This window comes from Nocardioides oleivorans (assembly GCF_004137255.1).
GTDB lineage: Bacteria > Actinomycetota > Actinomycetes > Propionibacteriales > Nocardioidaceae > Nocardioides > Nocardioides oleivorans.
Window position 1 is genome coordinate 18,488 of sequence record NZ_SDWT01000003.1, and the last position, 15,194, is coordinate 33,681.

Genomic DNA, 15,194 nt, shown 5'->3' on the forward strand with positions numbered 1-15,194 from the left:
CATGCCCGCGCCGTCCCCTGAGCCCATCGACGTACCCATCCGCGACGAGTCGATCCGGCTCGGCCAGTTCCTCAAGCTCGCCAACCTCGTGGAGAGCGGGGCCGAGGCCAAGCCGGTGATCGCCGATGGCGCCGTGCTCGTCAACGACGAGGTGGAGACGCGACGGGGCCGCCAGCTCGTCCCCGGTGACGTGGTCACGCTGGGCGGGCTGGCGGCCCGTGTCGCCACAGGAGAGGTCGAGATCGACGTCCCCTGGTGAGTGGCGACGGATGGGGTGACGGGTCCCCCGACCACGTCACCCCACGACTCACTTCACCTCGCGGTTCAGGACCCGGTAGGTGCCGATCGCGAGGGGCAGCAGCACCCATGCCGCGACGCCGGTGCCGAGCTGCGCCCAGTCCCGGCCGGCCATCTCGCCGGCGAACAGCGGCTCCATCACCCGGTCCAGGTTCACCCACCGGCCGATCTCCTCGAGCCGGCCGATGAGCGCCGTCGCGATGCCCCAGATGCTGGGCAGCACCAGCACGGCGACGATGGCGATCGGGGTGTTGAGGAACAGCAGGCCGAACGCCACGCCCTGCAGGACGTAGAGCATCAGCGCGAGCACGAGCCCGCCGGCGGCGGCGCCCGTCAGGTCCCACGTGCCGGTGCCGGCGGTGACGTTGACGAGGGCGGACGCGGCGAACGCGGCCGCGACGACGCCGAGCGCGAAGAGCATCGACGCGATCGCCTTGGCGACCACGATGCGCCCGCGACGCGGCTCCAGGGTGAAGGTCACCAGGCCGGTGCGCTGCGACCACTCGGCGGTCGCGGCCATGATCCCGAGGATCGGGAGGACGATCGCGAGGGGCATGGTCGCCATCGCGAGCAGGCCGTCGAAGGTCGCGTCGCCGGGGTCTCCCCAGATCACGACGGCGGCCAGGACGACGGCGGCCAGGGCCGCCATCACGATGACCATCCAGAGACCGGCGCGGGTGTCGACGATCTTGCGCAGCTCGCTCTGGAGGGTGCGGCCGAAGGGCACGCCGGGGCGTCCCTCGAGCGCGGTCGGGACGGGGCGTACGTCGTGCGCGTCCCCGCCGACGACGGGTGCGGGGGTGCGGGTGGTGTCGGTGCTCATGCTGCGTCTCCTTCCCGGGAGGTGGCGGCCGTGAGGCCGAGGAACATCTCTTCGAGGCCTTCGGAGCCCCCGGAGCGCAGCTCGAGGAGCACGATGCGCTCCTCGGCGGCGACCCGGCCGACGACCTCGGCCTCGGCGTCGACCACGAGGCCGGAGCCGGTGCGCGAGAACGGCACGCCGGCCGTCTCGAGCAGGCCGGCGAGACGGGCGTCGTCGGTGGAGCGGACGGTGGTGCCGCCGCGGCTGAGGAGCTCCTCCTTGGAGCCCATCGCGACGATGCGGCCGCGGCCGATCATGACGAGGTCGTCGGCCACGATCTGCACCTCGTGGAGCAGGTGGCTCGACAGCAGCACGGTGCCGCCGCCGTCGGCGAAGCGGCGCAGCAGGCCGCGCATCCAGTGGATGCCCTGCGGGTCGAGGCCGTTGGCCGGCTCGTCGAGGATCAGAACCTGCGGCTCACCGAGCAGCGCGGCGGCGATGCCGAGGCGCTGGCGCATGCCGAGGGAGTAGTTGCGCACCCGGCGGCCCGCCTCCTCGTCGGTCAGGCCGACGGTGTGCAGCACCTCCTCGACGCGGGCCTTCGAGACGCCGACCGAGACGGCGGCGACGCGGAGCACCTCACGCCCCGTACGACCCGGGTGCTGGGCCGAGGCGTCGAGCATGACGCCGACCTGACGGCCGGGGTTGTGCAGCTCGCGGTAGGTCTGCCCCAGGATCGTGGCGCGGCCGGACGTGGCCGGGGTGAGCCCGGTCATCATCCGCATCGCGGTGGACTTGCCGGCACCGTTGGGACCGAGGAATCCGACGACGCTGCCCGGACGCACCTCGAAGGAGATGTCGTCGACGGCCGTGAAACCGCCGTAGCGCTTGGTGAGGTTCTCGACTGTGATCATGGCTCCAGCCTGCGCGGACCGGGGGTCGCCGGACATCCGGCGCAGGGCTCGCCCGCATCCGACTCCGGTATCGGCCCGCGCCGCGGGCCGACACCTGGGTCGGACGCGACGACGTCCTGGGTACCTCTAGCCTCGGTCCATGCCCGCGACCGAGGACGACCCGATCCTGCGGGCCGACCGGCCGAGCCGGTGGGCGTCCACGTGGCGCTACGCGCTCGCCGCGCTCATCAGCGTGCTGACCTGGGTGATCGTCGTGGTCGGCGCTGCGGACTGGGGGCCGTCCCGGCTGGCCACGATGTGGCTGCTGGTCGGCGACCCGGCACTCGGGCTCGTGTCCTTCGTGCTCATCCGCTGGCGACACCGTCGGCCGGGCCCGGTGGCCCTGGTGCTGACGATGTTCTCCTCCGTGTCGATCGTCAGCTCCGGACCGGCCTCCTGGATCATGGGCTCGGTCGCCTCGCACCGGCGGTGGCGGCTGCTCGCGGTCGTGGTCCCGCTCAGCCTGGCGGCCGGCCTCGTGCAGGAGAAGGTCGGCCTCAACGACTCCGGGCTGCCGATGTGGGCCACGATCCTCTTCGGGGCGCTGGTCGCGGGCGTCCTCGTGGCGACCGGCTACGCCATGGGCTCGCAACGCCAGCTCGTCGACTCCTACCGCGACCGCGCGGAGACCGCGGAGCGTGAGCAGCAGGCCCGAGTCGCGCAGGCGCAGGCCGCCGAGCGCACCCGCATCGCGCGTGAGATGCACGACGTGCTGGCGCACCGGATCTCCCTGGTGGCCATGCATGCGAGCACGCTCAGCTATCGCACCGACCTGTCCGAGGAGGACCGCGCGACCGCCGCCCGCTCGATCGAGGAGAACGCCCAGCGGGCGCTCTCCGACCTCCGCGACGTGCTCGGGGTGCTGCGCGACCCCACCCAGCCGACCGGCTCCTCGCCCGAGCCGCCCCAGCCCGGGATCAACGACCTGGCCGCGCTGGTCGAGGAGGAGGCCGCCGGCGGGATGCGTGTGCGCCTGAGCAACCGCGTCGAGGACGACATGCCCGCCTCCACCGGGCGGACGGTCTACCGCATCGTGCAGGAGGCCCTGACCAACGTGCGCAAGCACGCGCCCGGGACCACCGTCACCGTCGACCTCGCCGGCACGCCCGAGGACGGGCTCGTGGTCGCCGTGCGCAACGCGGCACCCGTCGGCCCCGTACGCCGCACTCCGCTACCGGCCTCGGGCCTCGGGCTGCTGGGGCTGACCGAGCGCGCCGCGCTCGCGGGCGGCCGGATCAGCCACGGGGTCGACGCCACCGGCGGCTACTCGGTGCGGGCATGGATACCGTGGGCGACGTGATTGCAGCAGAGGGGGCCGGGGCCGCGGAGCGGGCTCCGGACAGGATCAGCCTGGCCGTCGTCGACGACGACCCGATGGTGCGCGCGGCGCTGGGCATGATGCTCGGCGGGGCGTCGGGGATCACCGTCGTGGCCGAGGCGGGCGACGGCGAGGAGGCGCTCGGCGTCGTACCGGGCTCGGGTGCCGACGTGGTCCTGATGGACATCCGGATGCCCGTGCGCGACGGCCTCAGCGCCACCGAGGAGCTGCTGCGGACGCACCCCGACCTCAAGATCATCGTGCTGACCACGTTCGACACCGACGACATGGTGCTGAAGGCGCTGCGGACCGGCGCTGCGGGCTTCCTGCTCAAGGACACCCCGCCGGCGCGGCTCGTGGAGGCGATCCGCACCGTGGCGTCCGGCCAGCCGATGCTGTCGCCGAGCGTGACCGCCCAGCTCATCGCCGCGGTCACCCGCGACGACAGCGCCGGGGCGGGCGGTGAGGCGCAGGACCGGGCCCGTGCCGCCCAGACGGCGCTCGCCGGCCTCACCGAGCGGGAGCGTGACGTCGCCGACGGGGTGGCGCGCGGGCTGAGCAACGCCGAGATCGCGGCCGAGCTCTTCATGGGCGTGCCCACGGTGAAGACGCACGTCGGGCGGCTCTTCACCAAGCTGGCCGTCGAGAACCGGGTGCAGGTCGCGATCCTGGTCCACGACGCCCAGGGCTGAGGCTGGAGAGCCGCCCGACGTCAGGTGCTGCTGGTCAGCGGACCTCGAGCAGGTCCACCACGAAGATCAGCGTCTCGCCGGGCTTGATCGCGCCGCCGGCGCCGCGGTCGCCGTAGCCGAGGTGCGGCGGGATGACGAGCCGACGACGACCGCCGACCTTCATTCCCTGCACGCCGGTGTCCCAGCCGGAGATGACCTGGCCGATGCCGAGGCGGAACTGCAGCGGGGTGCCACGGTTGTAGGACGCGTCGAACTCCTCGCCCGTGGAGTGGGCCACGCCGACGTAGTGGACCGAGACGGTCGAGCCGGAGGTGGCCTCGGTGCCGTCGCCCTCGACGAGGTCGGTGACCTCGAGGTCGGTGGGCGCCTCGCCCATGTGCGGGTCGACGTCGGGCTTCTCGCTCACGATTGCTCCTTCTGGTTGCTGTCAGGTCTGGTGGACGTAGCTGTCGAGCTGGTCGCGCTCGAACTCGAGCTCGCCGATGCGGTTCTTGACCACGTCACCGATGGAGATGATGCCGGTCAGCCGTCCGTCGGCCACCACCGGGACGTGTCGGATGCGGTGCTGGGTCATCGTCTGCATGAGGTCGGTGAGGTCGTCGCCGCCACCGCAGGTGCGCACCTCGGCGGTCATGATGTCGCGCACGGCGACGTCGAGGACGGTCGCGTCGGCGTGGAGGCGGCGTACGACGTCGCGCTCGCTGACGATGCCGGTGACGGAATCGCCGTCGTCGCTCACCACCAGCGCTCCGACGTTGTGCTCGGCCAGCAGCGCGACGAGCTCGCGCACGGTGGCGTCGGGGCCGATGGTCACCACGGCCTGGCTGCCCTTGCCCTGGATGACGTCCTGGATCCTCATGGTCCTCAACCTCTCGTCCGGCGTGACTACTGACCAGTCACCGTAGCCAGTACCGACGTCGAGGGACAGGGCACGACGTGGCGCAGGTCACAGCCGGTCGCGCAGGCTGCTCACCGATCCGGGTCCGCGCCGCGGCACGTCGGGGTCGGTGTCGTCGTCGCCGAGCGCGCCCAGGAACGACAGCGCGGCGTCGTGGAGGTGTCCGTTGGAGGCGAGCGCGTTGCCGCCCCACGGGCCGTCGGTGCCGTCGAGCGAGGTGAACCTGCCGCCCGCCTCGCGCACGATCACGTCGAGCGCGGCCATGTCGTAGAGCTCCAGCTCGGGCTCCGCTGCGAGGTCGACCGCGCCCTCGGCGAGCAGCATGTAGGACCAGAAGTCGCCGTAGGCGCGGGTGCGCCAGCAGCGCCGCTGCAGGGAGATGAAGTCGTCGAGCCGGTCGCGCTCGTCCCAGCCGGAGAGGGAGGAGTAGCTCAGCGACGCGTCCTCGAGGCGGCGTACGTCGGAGACCTCGCACCTCGTCGCCTTGAGCAGCGAGCGGCCGGTCCAGGCGCCGTTGCCCGAGGAGGCCCACCACCGCCGCTGCAGCTGCGGGGCGGACACCACGCCGAGCACCACCTCGTCGTCGACGGCGAGCGCGATCAGGGTCGCCCAGACCGGCACGCCGCGGACGAAGTTCTTCGTGCCGTCGATCGGGTCGACGATCCAGCGGCGCTGGCTGTGGCCGGTCGTGCCCTCCTCCTCGCCGATGACGGCGTCACGCGAGCGGACCCGCGAGAGGGTGCGGCGGATGCCCTCCTCGACGGCCTGGTCGGCATCGGTCACCGGGGTCAGGTCGGGCTTGCTCATGACGTGCAGGTCGAGTGCCTTGAACCGGGCCTGGGTGAGCGAGTCCGCGTCGTCGGCGAGGACGTGCGCGAGGCGCAGGTCGTCGGTGTAGTCGTTGGAGCCGTGGATGGGCATGTTCACAGGCTATTCCCAGCAACGCGCCCTACTGTGCACGCATGGAGCTCAACGGAGTGCCGCTGCACCCGCTCATCGTCCACGCGGTCGTCGTCCTCGGCCCGCTCGCCGCCCTCACGGGCCTGGTCTTCGCGTTCGTGCCGAGGTGGCGCTGGCTGCTGCGGTGGCCGCTCGTCGTGCTCGCCGTCGTGACGGCTGCGGCGTCGTTCCTCGCCGTCGTGGCGGGCGAGGACCTGCTGTCCTCTCGTCCCGAGCTCGCGCCGCTGGTGGAGGACCACGAGGAGGCCGGTGAGCTGCTGCGCAACGTGTCGCTGGCGTTCGTGCTCGTCGCCGGGTTCGGCGCCTGGGCGCTCGGCGGGGCGTCCGCGCTGGCGTCGGGCCGGGGTGCCCGGGAGACCAGGCTCGCGATCCCCGCGATGGCGCTCCTGGTCGTCGGCTCGGCCGTCCTGGGATACGCGCTCTTCATGGCCGGCGACACCGGCGCCAAGGCAGTCTGGGGCTGACGCACCGCTACCAGTCGCTGGCGCCCTCACGGGCGGCGAGCAGGCGCCGGAACGACTCCACCCGGTCCGGGTCGGCCTCGCCGGCCTCGACCGCCTCGTCGAGCCCGCACTCGGGCTCGCCGGCGCCGTGCGTGCACCCACGGGGACAGTCCTCGGTCATCTCCTCGAGGTCGGGGAACGCCTCGATGAGGTTCTCCGGCTGCACGTGCGCGAGGCCGAACGACCGGATGCCCGGCGTGTCGATGATCCAGCCCGCGCTGTCCGGCAGCTCGAGGAGGTAGGCGCTCGTCGAGGTGTGGCGACCACGACCGGTGACGGCGTTGACGATGCCGACCTCGCGGTGGGCGTCGGGCACGAGCGCGTTGACCAGTGTGGACTTCCCGACCCCGCTGTGGCCGACGAGCACGCTGGTGCGCCCGTGCAGGCGCTCGCGCAGCTCGGTGAGGTCGCCGGCTCCCTCACCCTTGAGCTGGGTGACGACCCACGGCACGCCGAGCGAGCGGTAGGTGGACAGCAGGGTCTCGGGGTCGGCCAGGTCGGCCTTGGTGAGGCAGAGCAGCGGCGCCATCCCGGCGTCGTACGCCGCCACGAGCGCGCGGTCGATCAGTCGCGGGCGGGGCTCGGGGTCGGCCAGCGCGGTCACGACGACCAGCTGGTCGGCGTTGGAGACGATGACGCGCTCGACGGGGTCGTCGTCGTCGGCCGTACGACGCAGCGTGGTGCTGCGCTCGACCACCTCGACGATCCTGGCCAGCGAGCCGTCGACGCCGCTCGTGTCGCCGACCACGCGCACGTGGTCGCCGACGACGACGCCCTTGCGCCCCAGGGGGCGGGACTTCATCGCCATCACGCGGTGCCCGTCGACGGTCAGGGTGAAGCGGCCGCGGTCGACGGTGACGACGCGGCCGTCGACGGCGTCGTCGTAGGTCGGCCGGTCCTTGGTGCGGGGTCGGGTGCGGCGGCGCGGGCGCTCGTAGTGCTCCTGGTCGTGCTCGGAGTAGCGACCCGTCACCGGGTCGTCCCGTGCACCGCGTTGCTCCAGGCCGTCGCGAAGTCCGGGAAGGTCTTCGACGTGGTCGCGATGTCCTCCACGAGGACGTCGTCGACCGCCAGGCCGAGGATGACGCCGGCGTGGGCCATGCGGTGGTCGGCGTACGTGCGGAAGGTCCCGCCGTGGAGCGTCGCGGGGCGCACGGACAGGCCGTCCTCCCGCTCGGTGACGTCGGCGCCGAGGCGGCCGAGCTCGGTGGCGAGAGCGGTGATCCGGTCGGTCTCGTGGCCGCGGATGTGTGCGACCCCGCGCAGGTGCGAGGGCGAGTCGGCCAGCGCGCACAGCGCGGCGACGGCCGGGGTGAGCTCCCCGACGTCGTGGAGGTCGAGGTCGACGCCGTGCAGCTTCTCCGGACCGACGACCGTGAGGTCGCCACCGGTCAGCGTCACCTCGCAGCCCATCAGCGTGAGGATCTCGCGCAGCTCGTCGCCCGGCTGGGTGGTCAGGGCCGGCCAGCCGGTGACGGTGACCCGCCCGCCGGTCGCGGCGCCGAGCGCCAGGAACGGAGCGGCGTTGGACAGGTCTGGCTCGATGTCGTCGTCGATCGCCTTCACCGGTCCGGGCGCGACCGCCCAGCGGTTGGCGTCGTGGTCGTCGACGGCCACGCCGCGCTGGCGCAGCATCTGGACGGTCATCTCGATGTGGGGGAGCGAGGGCACGGGCTTGCCGACGTGGCGCACGTCGACCCCGTGGTCGTAGCGGGCGCCCGCGAGCAGCAGGGCGGAGACGAACTGCGACGAGGCGCTGGCGTCGATGGTGACGGTGCCACCGGGCACCGCACCGGCGCCGTGGACGGCGAAGGGGAGCGCCCCGCGGCCGCCGTCGTCGATCGTCATCCCGAGTGCGCCGAGGGCGGCGAGCATCTGGCCGACGGGCCGCTGGCGCATGTGGGGGTCGCCGTCGAAGCCGACCGTGCCGCGCGCCAGCCCGACGACCGGTGGGACGAAGCGCATCACCGTGCCCGCGAGACCGCAGTCGACCGCGGCGTCGCGGTCCCACGCGCCGGGGGTGACGGCCCAGTCGCCGGACCCGTCGCCACCGTCGGTGTCCTCGATCGAGGTGCCGAGCGACCGCAGCGCGGCAGCCATGAGCAGCGTGTCGCGCGAGCGCAGGGGACGGCGTACGACGCTGGGACCGTCCGCGATCGCGGCGAGCACCAGCGCACGGTTGGTCAGCGACTTGCTGCCCGGCAGCGACACCACGCGGTCGACCGGTCCCGGGGGACGGGGTGCGGGCCAGGGATCGGCGACTGGGTCGGCAGGCAGGTCACTCACCCGCGCAGCCTAGCGAGGCTTCAGGTGAGCTGGGCCCTGGCCAGCTTCGCCTCGCGGCGGGCGTCCTTGGCGACCTGCTTGGCCTCACGCCGTACGTCGGCCGCGGCACGCCGCGCACGCCAGGCCAGCCCGGGCCGGCCCTCGGTGTCGACGGCGGCGAGGAGCAGGCCGCCGAGGACGGAGGTGTTCTTGAAGAACTGCAGGCGCTGGGTGGCCCTCGTCTGGGGGTCGGTCTCGTCCCAGAAGGAGTGTCCGGCGAGCGTGGTGGGCACCAGCGACGCGGCGAGCACGCCGGCGCTGAGCCGCGGGGCGCGGCCGGTCGCGAGGGCGGCGGCGGCGAGGATCTGGGCACCAGCGTTGATCCGCACGAGGGTGGCGGGATCCGTCGGGATCGGGAGGGTGGGGGCGGCTTTCTGCGCGGCCGGGACGACGCGGTCGGTCACCTTCTTCGCCTTGGCGGCATGGCCCTCGGTGTTGCGGATGGCGTTGATGCCGCCGGCGACGAAGATCGAGGCCAGCATGGGACGGGCGAGCAACCGGGTGATCGTCATGCCGTCATTCCTACACGATGGGCGTCACCCCCGCTCCGTCCGCAGGGGTGCGAGATCAGGCGAGTCGGCCGCGCCAGGTGTTGTTGGCGAGGTCGGGGTCGTCGGTGCCGGCGGTGACGGTGGCGCTGATGGGGCCGGGGAGCGTCAGCAGGGTCATCGTGAGCGGTGCCGCGTTGGTGGCCGTCACGGTGCACACCAGACCCGCGGGCGCGTTGACGCAGCGTCGGTCCACGTCGAGGCCGACGAACAGGCGGCTCACCGTGACCTGCACGGTGGCCGTGGTCCCGGGGGCAAGGCCGGACGGACGCAGCGTGACCCGGTAGAACGGCCCGCCGGTCACGCTGCCGGTGATCGAGGTGTCGACCGGGGTCGGCGTCGGCGTCGGGTCGGGAGTCCCGGTCGGGTCGGGGGTCCCGGTCGGGTCGGGGGTCCCGGTCGGATCAGGGGTCCCGGTCGGATCAGGGGTCCCGGTCGGGTCGGGCGTCGGGTCGGTGGTCGGGGTCGGGTCCGTCGTCGGGGTCGGCTCCTCGGTGGGACTCGCCGTGGGCGTCCCGGTCGGGCTGGACGTCGGCGTCCCCGTCGGCGTCCCGGTAGGAGTTCCGGTCGGCGTCCCCGTCGGAGTCCCGGTCGGGCTGGAGGTCGGGCTCGACGTCGGCGTTCCTGTCGGTGTCCCCGTCGGGCTCGAGGAGGGCGTCGAGGAGGGCTCGTCGGTCGGGTCCGAGGTCGGGTCGTCCGTCGGGTCGTCCGTCGGGTCGTCCGTCGGCGTCCCGGTCGGTGTCTCCGTCGGGGCGGTGGTCCCCGGGGTGTCCGTGGTCGTCGAGGCGGGCGGCAGCACGGGGAGCTGCTCGTCGGTGACGGGCTCGAGGCTGTCCGGGGCGTCGCGCTGGAACGTCGCGCCGAGGCCGTCGTCGTCCTGGCTGGAGGCGGGTGCCGACACGCTGAGGCCCGGGTTGCCCGGCGGTGGCTCGGCCGTGGTGCGGGGAGGGTGGTGCAGGCCGACGGCCACGGCACCTCCGACCACCACGACGCTCGCGGCCACTCCGGCCACGGCCGCGACGGCACTGTTGCCCACGATGACGTCGCGGACGCGGCCCACGACGGCGCCGATGCTGCCGAGGCCGAGCGGCACGGAGCCGGCGGCGAGCGCCGTACCGAGGTAGGCGGAGCCGATCGCGCCCAGCAGGAGCGGGGCGAGCAGGCCGCCGAGGTTGGAGTTGACCTCGGTGAGCTCGAGATAGATGGCCGTGCAGGAGCGGCAGTCGTCGAGGTGGGCCTGGACCTTCGCGGCGTCGCGGCGGGAGGTCGCGTCGCGGACGAACGCGCCGAGCTGGGAGTGCGTCCAGCGGCAGCGGTCGCCCTCGATCTCGGCTGCGTGCTCGATGAGGAACGCCTGGCGCAGGCCCTCGCGCGCCCGGTAGGCCAGGGCGGAGACGGAGTTCGGGCTCATCCCGAGCAGGGGAGCGATGTCGACGGGCTTGTCGCCCTCGACCTCGGTGTGCCAGAGCACGAGCTGCCAGCGCTCGGGGAGCGAGGCGAAGGCGCGGGCCGCGGCAGCGTTCTCGAAGCCCTCGACGGCCGTGTCCTTGAACGGGATGCCCGGGTCGAAGGCCTCCATGTCGTCGGTCGTGTGCAGCTTCGAGCCGGCGCGGAACCGGTCGACCTGCAACCGGCGCACCGACGTCAGCAGGTAGGCGCGGAAGGCCACGTCGGGGCCGCCGCCGCGCTGCAGCACGCCGAGCACCTTGACGAAGGCCTCGGAGACGAGGTCCTCGGCGTCGGACGGCGGCACGAGCTGGCGGGCCAGGCGCCGGGCGGCGTCCGCGTGGCGCTCGAAGAGCGTGCCGTAGGCGTCGACGTCACCGCCGCGGACCGCCGAGATCAGCTCGGCGTCGGCCGGTGCTTCGAGACTGGTGGCACTGCTCATGCGGCTGGACGCTTTCCCCGTGGCACCGCCGTGGTGCGAGTCCTGGTGGTTCCTTGCGACTGTAGCCCGCTGAGCGTGTCGGCGCGTGCCGAAGACGCGATTTCCAAAAAGGGTGGTCTGGTCCGCGTCATGGTCGCGGACCTGGGCCGTCCCATCACCGAGCAGTGGGAAACAGGAGGGGGGTGCCGTGAGGAAGTTCGCCACACGTGGGCGTCGGCCTCCGGCCGTCGATCCTGGGACGAGCGCGTTCGGGTCAGCTGTCGTGCGGTCGGGGTTGCCGCACCGGTTCGAGCCCGTGGGGGAGGCGCTCGTCTCAGGATCAGACGTCCTTGCTGCCTGCGAGGTGGCCGGGCACGACCTGGCCCTCGACGGTGCCTCGGTCCAGGAGGCGCTCGACGGCCTGCGCCAGACCTGGCAGCAGGCCGCCGGCACCGATCCGTCGTACGACGTCGTGTCCGCGCTCATGACCGCATGGAGCGAGGCCACCCTCGGTTACCTCAACCAGCTGTCCTGCGAGGATCCGCTCACCGGGCTCTCCAGCCAGGCGCACCTGCGCAGCAGGCTCTCCGAGGTCTACCGGCTCACCGGCCCGGGCGGGGTCGCGTCGCACGCGCTCGTCGTCTTCGCGCTGGCGCCGGGCGAGGCGTCGGAGGACACGGGGGACCACTTCACCCGGGCGATGCGGCTCGCGCGTGCGGGTGAGCTGAGCCGTACGGCGTTCGCGCGCGACGAGACCGTGGCCCGCCTCGGCATCCATCGCGTCGGCATCCTGACGCGTCGCGACGAGCACCTCGGCCGACGGGTCCAGGTGCTGCGGACGCTCCTCGACCGGCTGCGCGATCCCGGTGGCGAGGAGTCCCCGGTCCGGATCTGGATCGAGGGGCTGCCGACCACCGACGTCGGTGCAGGGATGCTGCTCGACGACCTCGCCCGCGGCTGAGGACCCTCCCCTAGGGTGGACGCATGTGCGGCAGATACGCCTCCTCGCGGCAGCCCGATGACCTCATCGAGGAGTTCGAGGTGGTCGAGAGCCGCATCGCCGCGCCGCTGGCGGCCGACTACAACGTCGCGCCGACCAAGGAGGTGTACGCCGTCGTCGAGCGACCGCCGTCGCGGGAGTCGACCGAGCCACCCCGGCGCCAGCTCCGGGTCCTCACCTGGGGCCTGGTGCCGTCGTGGGCGAAGGACCCCGCGATCGGCAACCGGATGATCAACGCCCGGATGGAGACCGTCGCGGAGAAGCCGTCCTTCCGCAAGGCGTTCGCCACCCGGCGTGCGCTCCTGCCGGCCGACGGCTACTTCGAGTGGTACCCGACCGCGCAGACCAACGCCAAGGGCAAGCCCGTCAAGCAGCCCTTCTTCATCCGGCCCAAGGACGGTGGCATCCTCGCGATGGCCGGCCTCTACGAGATCTGGCGCGACCCGAGCAGGGCCGAGGACGACCCGGACCGCTTCCGCTGGACGTGCACGGTGCTCACCACGGAGGCCGAGGACGACCTCGGCCACATCCACGACCGGATGCCGCTCATGGTCGAGCGCGAGCGCTGGCACGAGTGGCTCGACCCGACCACGCCCGGCGACACCGGACTGCTGGTGCCCGCGGCTCCCGGCCGGCTCGAGGCGTACGCCGTCCCCACGCTCGTCAGCAACGTGCGCAACAACGGACCCGAGCTCGTCGAGCCGCTGGAGGCCACCACATGAAGGCATGCCCGTGAAGAAGGCGACGATCCGGACGGTCGACACCCCGCACGGCGAGGGCAGGCTCCACACGCGTCGCGCGACCAGCCCGATCGCGACGCTGCTGCTGAGCCACGGCGCCGGCGGCGGCGTGGACGCGCGCGACCTGTGGGCGCTCGCCGACGCCCTGCCCGCGCAGGGCGTGTCGGTCGTGCTGTTCGAGCAGCCCTGGCGGGTCGCCGGTCGCAAGGTGGCGACACCACCGGCGAGCCTCGACGCCGGGCTCACGCGTGCCGCCGACGTGATGCGCGTGCGCACGCCGCTGGTCGTCGGCGGCCGCTCGGCCGGCGCCCGCTCGGCGGCGCGCACCGCCCGTGCCCTCGGTGCCACCGGCTGCCTCGCCCTGTCCTTCCCGCTGCACCAGCCCGGGAGGACCGAGGCGACCCGGCTGCCCGAGCTCCGCGCGGTCGGCCTTCCCACCCTGGTCGTGCAGGGCGAGCGCGACCCGATGGGTCGTCCCGAGGAGTTCCCGGGCGACCTCGACCACGTCGACCTCACCGTCGTGCCGGGCGGCGACCACGGTCTCAAGGTGCCCGCGCGGGGCGAGGTCAGCCAGGCCGAGGCCATGGGGATCGTCGTCGAGTCGACCCTCGAGTGGCTGGTGCGTGAAGTCGTCGGGAATCCCTCGGGGAGGTGAGGTGTTGGGGCCAGTGTGCAGACACTGACCCTCGAACGCCCCCGCGCGGCGCAGCGCGGTGAATCGCCTGCACCCACAGCGGTATCGTGGGAGGCGATGACTGAATCCCTCAACGACCCCATCGAGGTCGAGATCGACGTCGCGGACGAGTCCACCGACGATCGTTCCGCGCGCTTCGAGCGCGATGCCCTTCCGTTCCTCGACCAGCTCTACGGCGCGGCGATGCGGATGACCCGCAACCCCGCCGACGCCGAGGACCTCGTCCAGGAGACGTTCGCGAAGGCCTACAGCGCCTTCCACCAGTTCAAGCCCGGCACCAACCTCAAGGCCTGGCTCTACCGGATCCTGACGAACACCTACATCAACTCCTACCGCAAGAAGCAGCGCCAGCCGCAGCAGTCGATGTCCGAGGACGTCGAGGATTGGCAGCTCGCCCGCGCGGAGTCGCACTCCTCGACCGGGCTCCGCTCGGCGGAGATGGAGGCGCTCGAGCACCTGCCCGACTCCGAGGTCAAGGACGCGCTCCAGCGCCTGCCCGAGGAGTTCCGCCTCGCGGTCTACCTCGCCGACGTCGAGGGATTCCCCTACAAGGAGATCGCCGAGATCATGGACACGCCGATCGGCACCGTGATGTCGCGGCTGCACCGGGGCCGCCGCCAGCTGCGCGACATGCTCGCCGACTACGTGCGGACCAACGACCTCCTGCCCGCCTCCGCACTGCCGGGCACTGGTGAGGGGAGCGCGTCGTGAGCACGCACGAGCACGGCCGCGACGACTGCGTCGACTACATCGAGCGGATCGTCTACTTCATCGACAACGAGCTCGACCAGGCCGACTGCGCCGTCGTCGAGATGCACCTGCGCGAGTGCGGGCCCTGCCTCGAGCGCCACGACCTCCAGAAGGCCGTGAAGCAGCTCGTCCAGCGGTCCTGCTCGGAGGCGGCACCGGAGTCGCTGCGCGACCGCGTACGCCTTCAGCTGCGCGAGGTCCGCGTCCAGATCACCGAGGGCGGGTCCTGACCCGTCCGCACCGTCCGCGGACCCGATTAGCCCCGCCCGGGGTCATTTGAGACACTGCTCCGAGCACCGAATCCAGGAGGACCACCATGGGCAAGACCGGACGCAAGCGCCGCGCGCGCAAGAAGAAGGGCGCGAACCACGGCAAGCGCCCCAACGCCTGATCCGTCTCTGACGCATCACGCCGCCGAAGTCCCCGCCAGTGGCGGGGACTTTTGCACGTCTACAGCCTGCTCATGAAGCGCTCCGCGTCGACGACCACGCGGGTGATCTCGCCCGCGGCGAGCACCTTGCCGGAGGTCGTGTCGCGGGCACTCACCGTGAAGCGGTGGAGCCGGCCGTCCTCGTAGGCGCTCGAGGCCGACACCTCCACCTCGGCGCCGACCGGGCTGGCGGCGAGGTGCTCGACCTGGACGCGGGTGCCGACGCTGGTCGACCCCTCGGTCAGCACCGGCTCGAGGCTGGCGCAGGTCGCGGCCTCGAGCCAGGCGAGGAGGCGGGGCGTGCCGAGCACCGGCAGCGAGCCGCTGCCGACGGCTGCCGCGGTGTCGTCGTCGCCGACGACGAAGGTCAGCGTGGCGGGCTCGGTCTGCGGCATGGGCGGGCCTCTCGGGGGAAAT

General features: G+C 72.8%; 20 protein-coding genes. 10 read left to right on the forward strand and 10 right to left on the reverse strand.

Annotated features, from left to right (window positions below; all coding sequences use genetic code 11):
• The first annotated feature begins 1 nt into the window (after window position 1).
• On the forward strand, window positions 2-259 hold the full coding sequence (locus tag EUA93_RS18685; protein ID WP_129401864.1) for an RNA-binding S4 domain-containing protein: 258 nt from the start codon (window positions 2-4) through the stop codon (window positions 257-259).
• 48 nt (window positions 260-307) lie between these two features.
• Here the strand turns inward: EUA93_RS18685 and EUA93_RS18690 are convergent, their stop codons facing one another.
• Window positions 308-1,120, reverse strand: a complete 813-nt coding sequence (locus tag EUA93_RS18690) for an ABC transporter permease (RefSeq protein ID WP_129401865.1) — start codon at window positions 1,118-1,120, stop codon at window positions 308-310.
• Window positions 1,117-2,013: an ABC transporter ATP-binding protein gene (locus EUA93_RS18695; RefSeq protein ID WP_129401866.1), complete on the reverse strand. Its 897-nt coding sequence runs from the start codon at window positions 2,011-2,013 to the stop codon at window positions 1,117-1,119. The genes EUA93_RS18690 and EUA93_RS18695 overlap by 4 nt, the downstream gene beginning before the upstream one ends.
• A 139-nt stretch (window positions 2,014-2,152) precedes the next feature.
• Here EUA93_RS18695 and EUA93_RS18700 point away from each other — a divergent pair, with 139 nt between their 5' ends.
• Window positions 2,153-3,352 carry a sensor histidine kinase gene (locus EUA93_RS18700; RefSeq protein ID WP_129401867.1) on the forward strand — a complete coding sequence of 400 codons (1,200 nt, stop codon included), beginning with the start codon at window positions 2,153-2,155 and terminating at the stop codon, window positions 3,350-3,352.
• Complete coding sequence (locus EUA93_RS18705; RefSeq protein ID WP_242497516.1) at window positions 3,349-4,062, forward strand: response regulator transcription factor; 714 nt, start codon at window positions 3,349-3,351, stop codon at window positions 4,060-4,062. The genes EUA93_RS18700 and EUA93_RS18705 overlap by 4 nt, the downstream gene beginning before the upstream one ends.
• A gap of 34 nt (window positions 4,063-4,096) precedes the next feature.
• Here EUA93_RS18705 and EUA93_RS18710 read toward each other — a convergent pair whose 3' ends face one another.
• From EUA93_RS18710 to EUA93_RS18720, 3 genes are all read right to left on the reverse strand, one after another.
• On the reverse strand, window positions 4,097-4,438 hold the full coding sequence (locus EUA93_RS18710; RefSeq protein WP_090972757.1) for an FKBP-type peptidyl-prolyl cis-trans isomerase: 342 nt from the start codon (window positions 4,436-4,438) through the stop codon (window positions 4,097-4,099).
• A gap of 51 nt (window positions 4,439-4,489) precedes the next feature.
• Window positions 4,490-4,921: a CBS domain-containing protein gene (locus EUA93_RS18715; protein ID WP_129401870.1), complete on the reverse strand. Its 432-nt coding sequence runs from the start codon at window positions 4,919-4,921 to the stop codon at window positions 4,490-4,492.
• An 87-nt stretch (window positions 4,922-5,008) separates the two neighbouring features.
• Entirely contained in the window at window positions 5,009-5,881 is an 873-nt protein-coding gene (locus tag EUA93_RS18720; RefSeq protein WP_129401871.1) for an inositol monophosphatase family protein, read from the reverse strand.
• Between the two features lie 41 nt (window positions 5,882-5,922).
• On the opposite strand from EUA93_RS18720, the gene EUA93_RS18725 reads away from it, so the two are divergent.
• Window positions 5,923-6,384, forward strand: a complete 462-nt coding sequence (locus EUA93_RS18725; protein ID WP_129401872.1) for a DUF2231 domain-containing protein — start codon at window positions 5,923-5,925, stop codon at window positions 6,382-6,384.
• A gap of 7 nt (window positions 6,385-6,391) precedes the next feature.
• On the opposite strand, the gene rsgA is transcribed toward EUA93_RS18725, so the two are convergent.
• The 4 genes from rsgA to EUA93_RS18745 are packed head-to-tail and all read right to left on the reverse strand — an operon-like array spanning window position 6,392 to window position 11,184.
• Complete coding sequence (gene rsgA / locus EUA93_RS18730; protein WP_129401873.1) at window positions 6,392-7,396, reverse strand: ribosome small subunit-dependent GTPase A; 1,005 nt, start codon at window positions 7,394-7,396, stop codon at window positions 6,392-6,394.
• On the reverse strand, window positions 7,393-8,700 hold the full coding sequence (aroA, locus tag EUA93_RS18735; RefSeq protein ID WP_129402054.1) for a 3-phosphoshikimate 1-carboxyvinyltransferase: 1,308 nt from the start codon (window positions 8,698-8,700) through the stop codon (window positions 7,393-7,395). Before aroA ends, rsgA begins: the two co-directional genes overlap by 4 nt.
• Before the next feature lie 29 nt (window positions 8,701-8,729).
• A complete protein-coding gene (locus EUA93_RS18740; protein ID WP_129401874.1) occupies window positions 8,730-9,260 on the reverse strand; it encodes a DoxX family membrane protein in 531 nt (176 codons plus the stop codon).
• Window positions 9,261-9,315: 55 nt separating this feature from the next.
• Window positions 9,316-11,184, reverse strand: a complete 1,869-nt coding sequence (locus tag EUA93_RS18745; protein WP_129401875.1) for a sigma-70 family RNA polymerase sigma factor — start codon at window positions 11,182-11,184, stop codon at window positions 9,316-9,318.
• 343 nt (window positions 11,185-11,527) lie between these two features.
• Here EUA93_RS18745 and EUA93_RS21670 point away from each other — a divergent pair, with 343 nt between their 5' ends.
• The 6 genes from EUA93_RS21670 to EUA93_RS22350 all read left to right on the forward strand — a co-directional run bounded on the left by EUA93_RS21670 (window position 11,528) and on the right by EUA93_RS22350 (window position 14,738).
• Window positions 11,528-12,124, forward strand: coding sequence for a hypothetical protein (locus tag EUA93_RS21670; RefSeq protein ID WP_165355229.1), 597 nt, complete (start codon window positions 11,528-11,530; stop codon window positions 12,122-12,124).
• A 23-nt stretch (window positions 12,125-12,147) separates the two neighbouring features.
• Window positions 12,148-12,885 carry an SOS response-associated peptidase gene (locus EUA93_RS18755; protein ID WP_129401876.1) on the forward strand — a complete coding sequence of 246 codons (738 nt, stop codon included), beginning with the start codon at window positions 12,148-12,150 and terminating at the stop codon, window positions 12,883-12,885.
• A 4-nt stretch (window positions 12,886-12,889) separates the two neighbouring features.
• Window positions 12,890-13,558, forward strand: a complete 669-nt coding sequence (locus EUA93_RS18760) for an alpha/beta hydrolase family protein (RefSeq protein WP_129401877.1) — start codon at window positions 12,890-12,892, stop codon at window positions 13,556-13,558.
• A 96-nt stretch (window positions 13,559-13,654) separates the two neighbouring features.
• Window positions 13,655-14,308: a sigma-70 family RNA polymerase sigma factor gene (locus EUA93_RS18765; RefSeq protein WP_129401878.1), complete on the forward strand. Its 654-nt coding sequence runs from the start codon at window positions 13,655-13,657 to the stop codon at window positions 14,306-14,308.
• Window positions 14,305-14,577: a mycothiol system anti-sigma-R factor gene (gene rsrA, locus EUA93_RS18770; protein WP_129401879.1), complete on the forward strand. Its 273-nt coding sequence runs from the start codon at window positions 14,305-14,307 to the stop codon at window positions 14,575-14,577. The genes EUA93_RS18765 and rsrA overlap by 4 nt, the downstream gene beginning before the upstream one ends.
• 86 nt (window positions 14,578-14,663) lie before the next feature.
• Window positions 14,664-14,738 carry a 50S ribosomal protein bL37 gene (locus EUA93_RS22350; RefSeq protein ID WP_369759046.1) on the forward strand — a complete coding sequence of 25 codons (75 nt, stop codon included), beginning with the start codon at window positions 14,664-14,666 and terminating at the stop codon, window positions 14,736-14,738.
• A gap of 59 nt (window positions 14,739-14,797) precedes the next feature.
• On the opposite strand, the gene EUA93_RS18775 is transcribed toward EUA93_RS22350, so the two are convergent.
• The gene (locus tag EUA93_RS18775) at window positions 14,798-15,172 is read right to left on the reverse strand and encodes a thioesterase family protein (RefSeq protein WP_129401880.1); all 375 of its coding nucleotides are present in this window, start codon (window positions 15,170-15,172) and stop codon (window positions 14,798-14,800) included.
• Between the last annotated feature and the right edge of the window lie 22 nt (window positions 15,173-15,194).

What these genes read in the sequence shown, in the direction of transcription:
- EUA93_RS18685 (WP_129401864.1), top strand. Translation starts at nt 2, where the DNA reads ATGCCCGCGCCGTCCCCTGAGCCCATCGACGTACCCATCCGCGACGAG.
- EUA93_RS18690 (WP_129401865.1), bottom strand. Translation starts at nt 1,120, where the DNA reads ATGAGCACCGACACCACCCGCACCCCCGCACCCGTCGTCGGCGGGGAC.
- EUA93_RS18695 (WP_129401866.1), bottom strand. Translation starts at nt 2,013, where the DNA reads ATGATCACAGTCGAGAACCTCACCAAGCGCTACGGCGGTTTCACGGCC.
- EUA93_RS18700 (WP_129401867.1), top strand. Translation starts at nt 2,153, where the DNA reads ATGCCCGCGACCGAGGACGACCCGATCCTGCGGGCCGACCGGCCGAGC.
- EUA93_RS18710 (WP_090972757.1), bottom strand. Translation starts at nt 4,438, where the DNA reads ATGGGCGAGGCGCCCACCGACCTCGAGGTCACCGACCTCGTCGAGGGC.
- EUA93_RS18715 (WP_129401870.1), bottom strand. Translation starts at nt 4,921, where the DNA reads ATGAGGATCCAGGACGTCATCCAGGGCAAGGGCAGCCAGGCCGTGGTG.
- EUA93_RS18720 (WP_129401871.1), bottom strand. Translation starts at nt 5,881, where the DNA reads ATGCCCATCCACGGCTCCAACGACTACACCGACGACCTGCGCCTCGCG.
- EUA93_RS18725 (WP_129401872.1), top strand. Translation starts at nt 5,923, where the DNA reads ATGGAGCTCAACGGAGTGCCGCTGCACCCGCTCATCGTCCACGCGGTC.
- EUA93_RS18740 (WP_129401874.1), bottom strand. Translation starts at nt 9,260, where the DNA reads ATGACGATCACCCGGTTGCTCGCCCGTCCCATGCTGGCCTCGATCTTC.
- EUA93_RS18745 (WP_129401875.1), bottom strand. Translation starts at nt 11,184, where the DNA reads ATGAGCAGTGCCACCAGTCTCGAAGCACCGGCCGACGCCGAGCTGATC.
- EUA93_RS18755 (WP_129401876.1), top strand. Translation starts at nt 12,148, where the DNA reads ATGTGCGGCAGATACGCCTCCTCGCGGCAGCCCGATGACCTCATCGAG.
- EUA93_RS18760 (WP_129401877.1), top strand. Translation starts at nt 12,890, where the DNA reads ATGCCCGTGAAGAAGGCGACGATCCGGACGGTCGACACCCCGCACGGC.
- EUA93_RS18765 (WP_129401878.1), top strand. Translation starts at nt 13,655, where the DNA reads ATGACTGAATCCCTCAACGACCCCATCGAGGTCGAGATCGACGTCGCG.
- EUA93_RS18775 (WP_129401880.1), bottom strand. Translation starts at nt 15,172, where the DNA reads ATGCCGCAGACCGAGCCCGCCACGCTGACCTTCGTCGTCGGCGACGAC.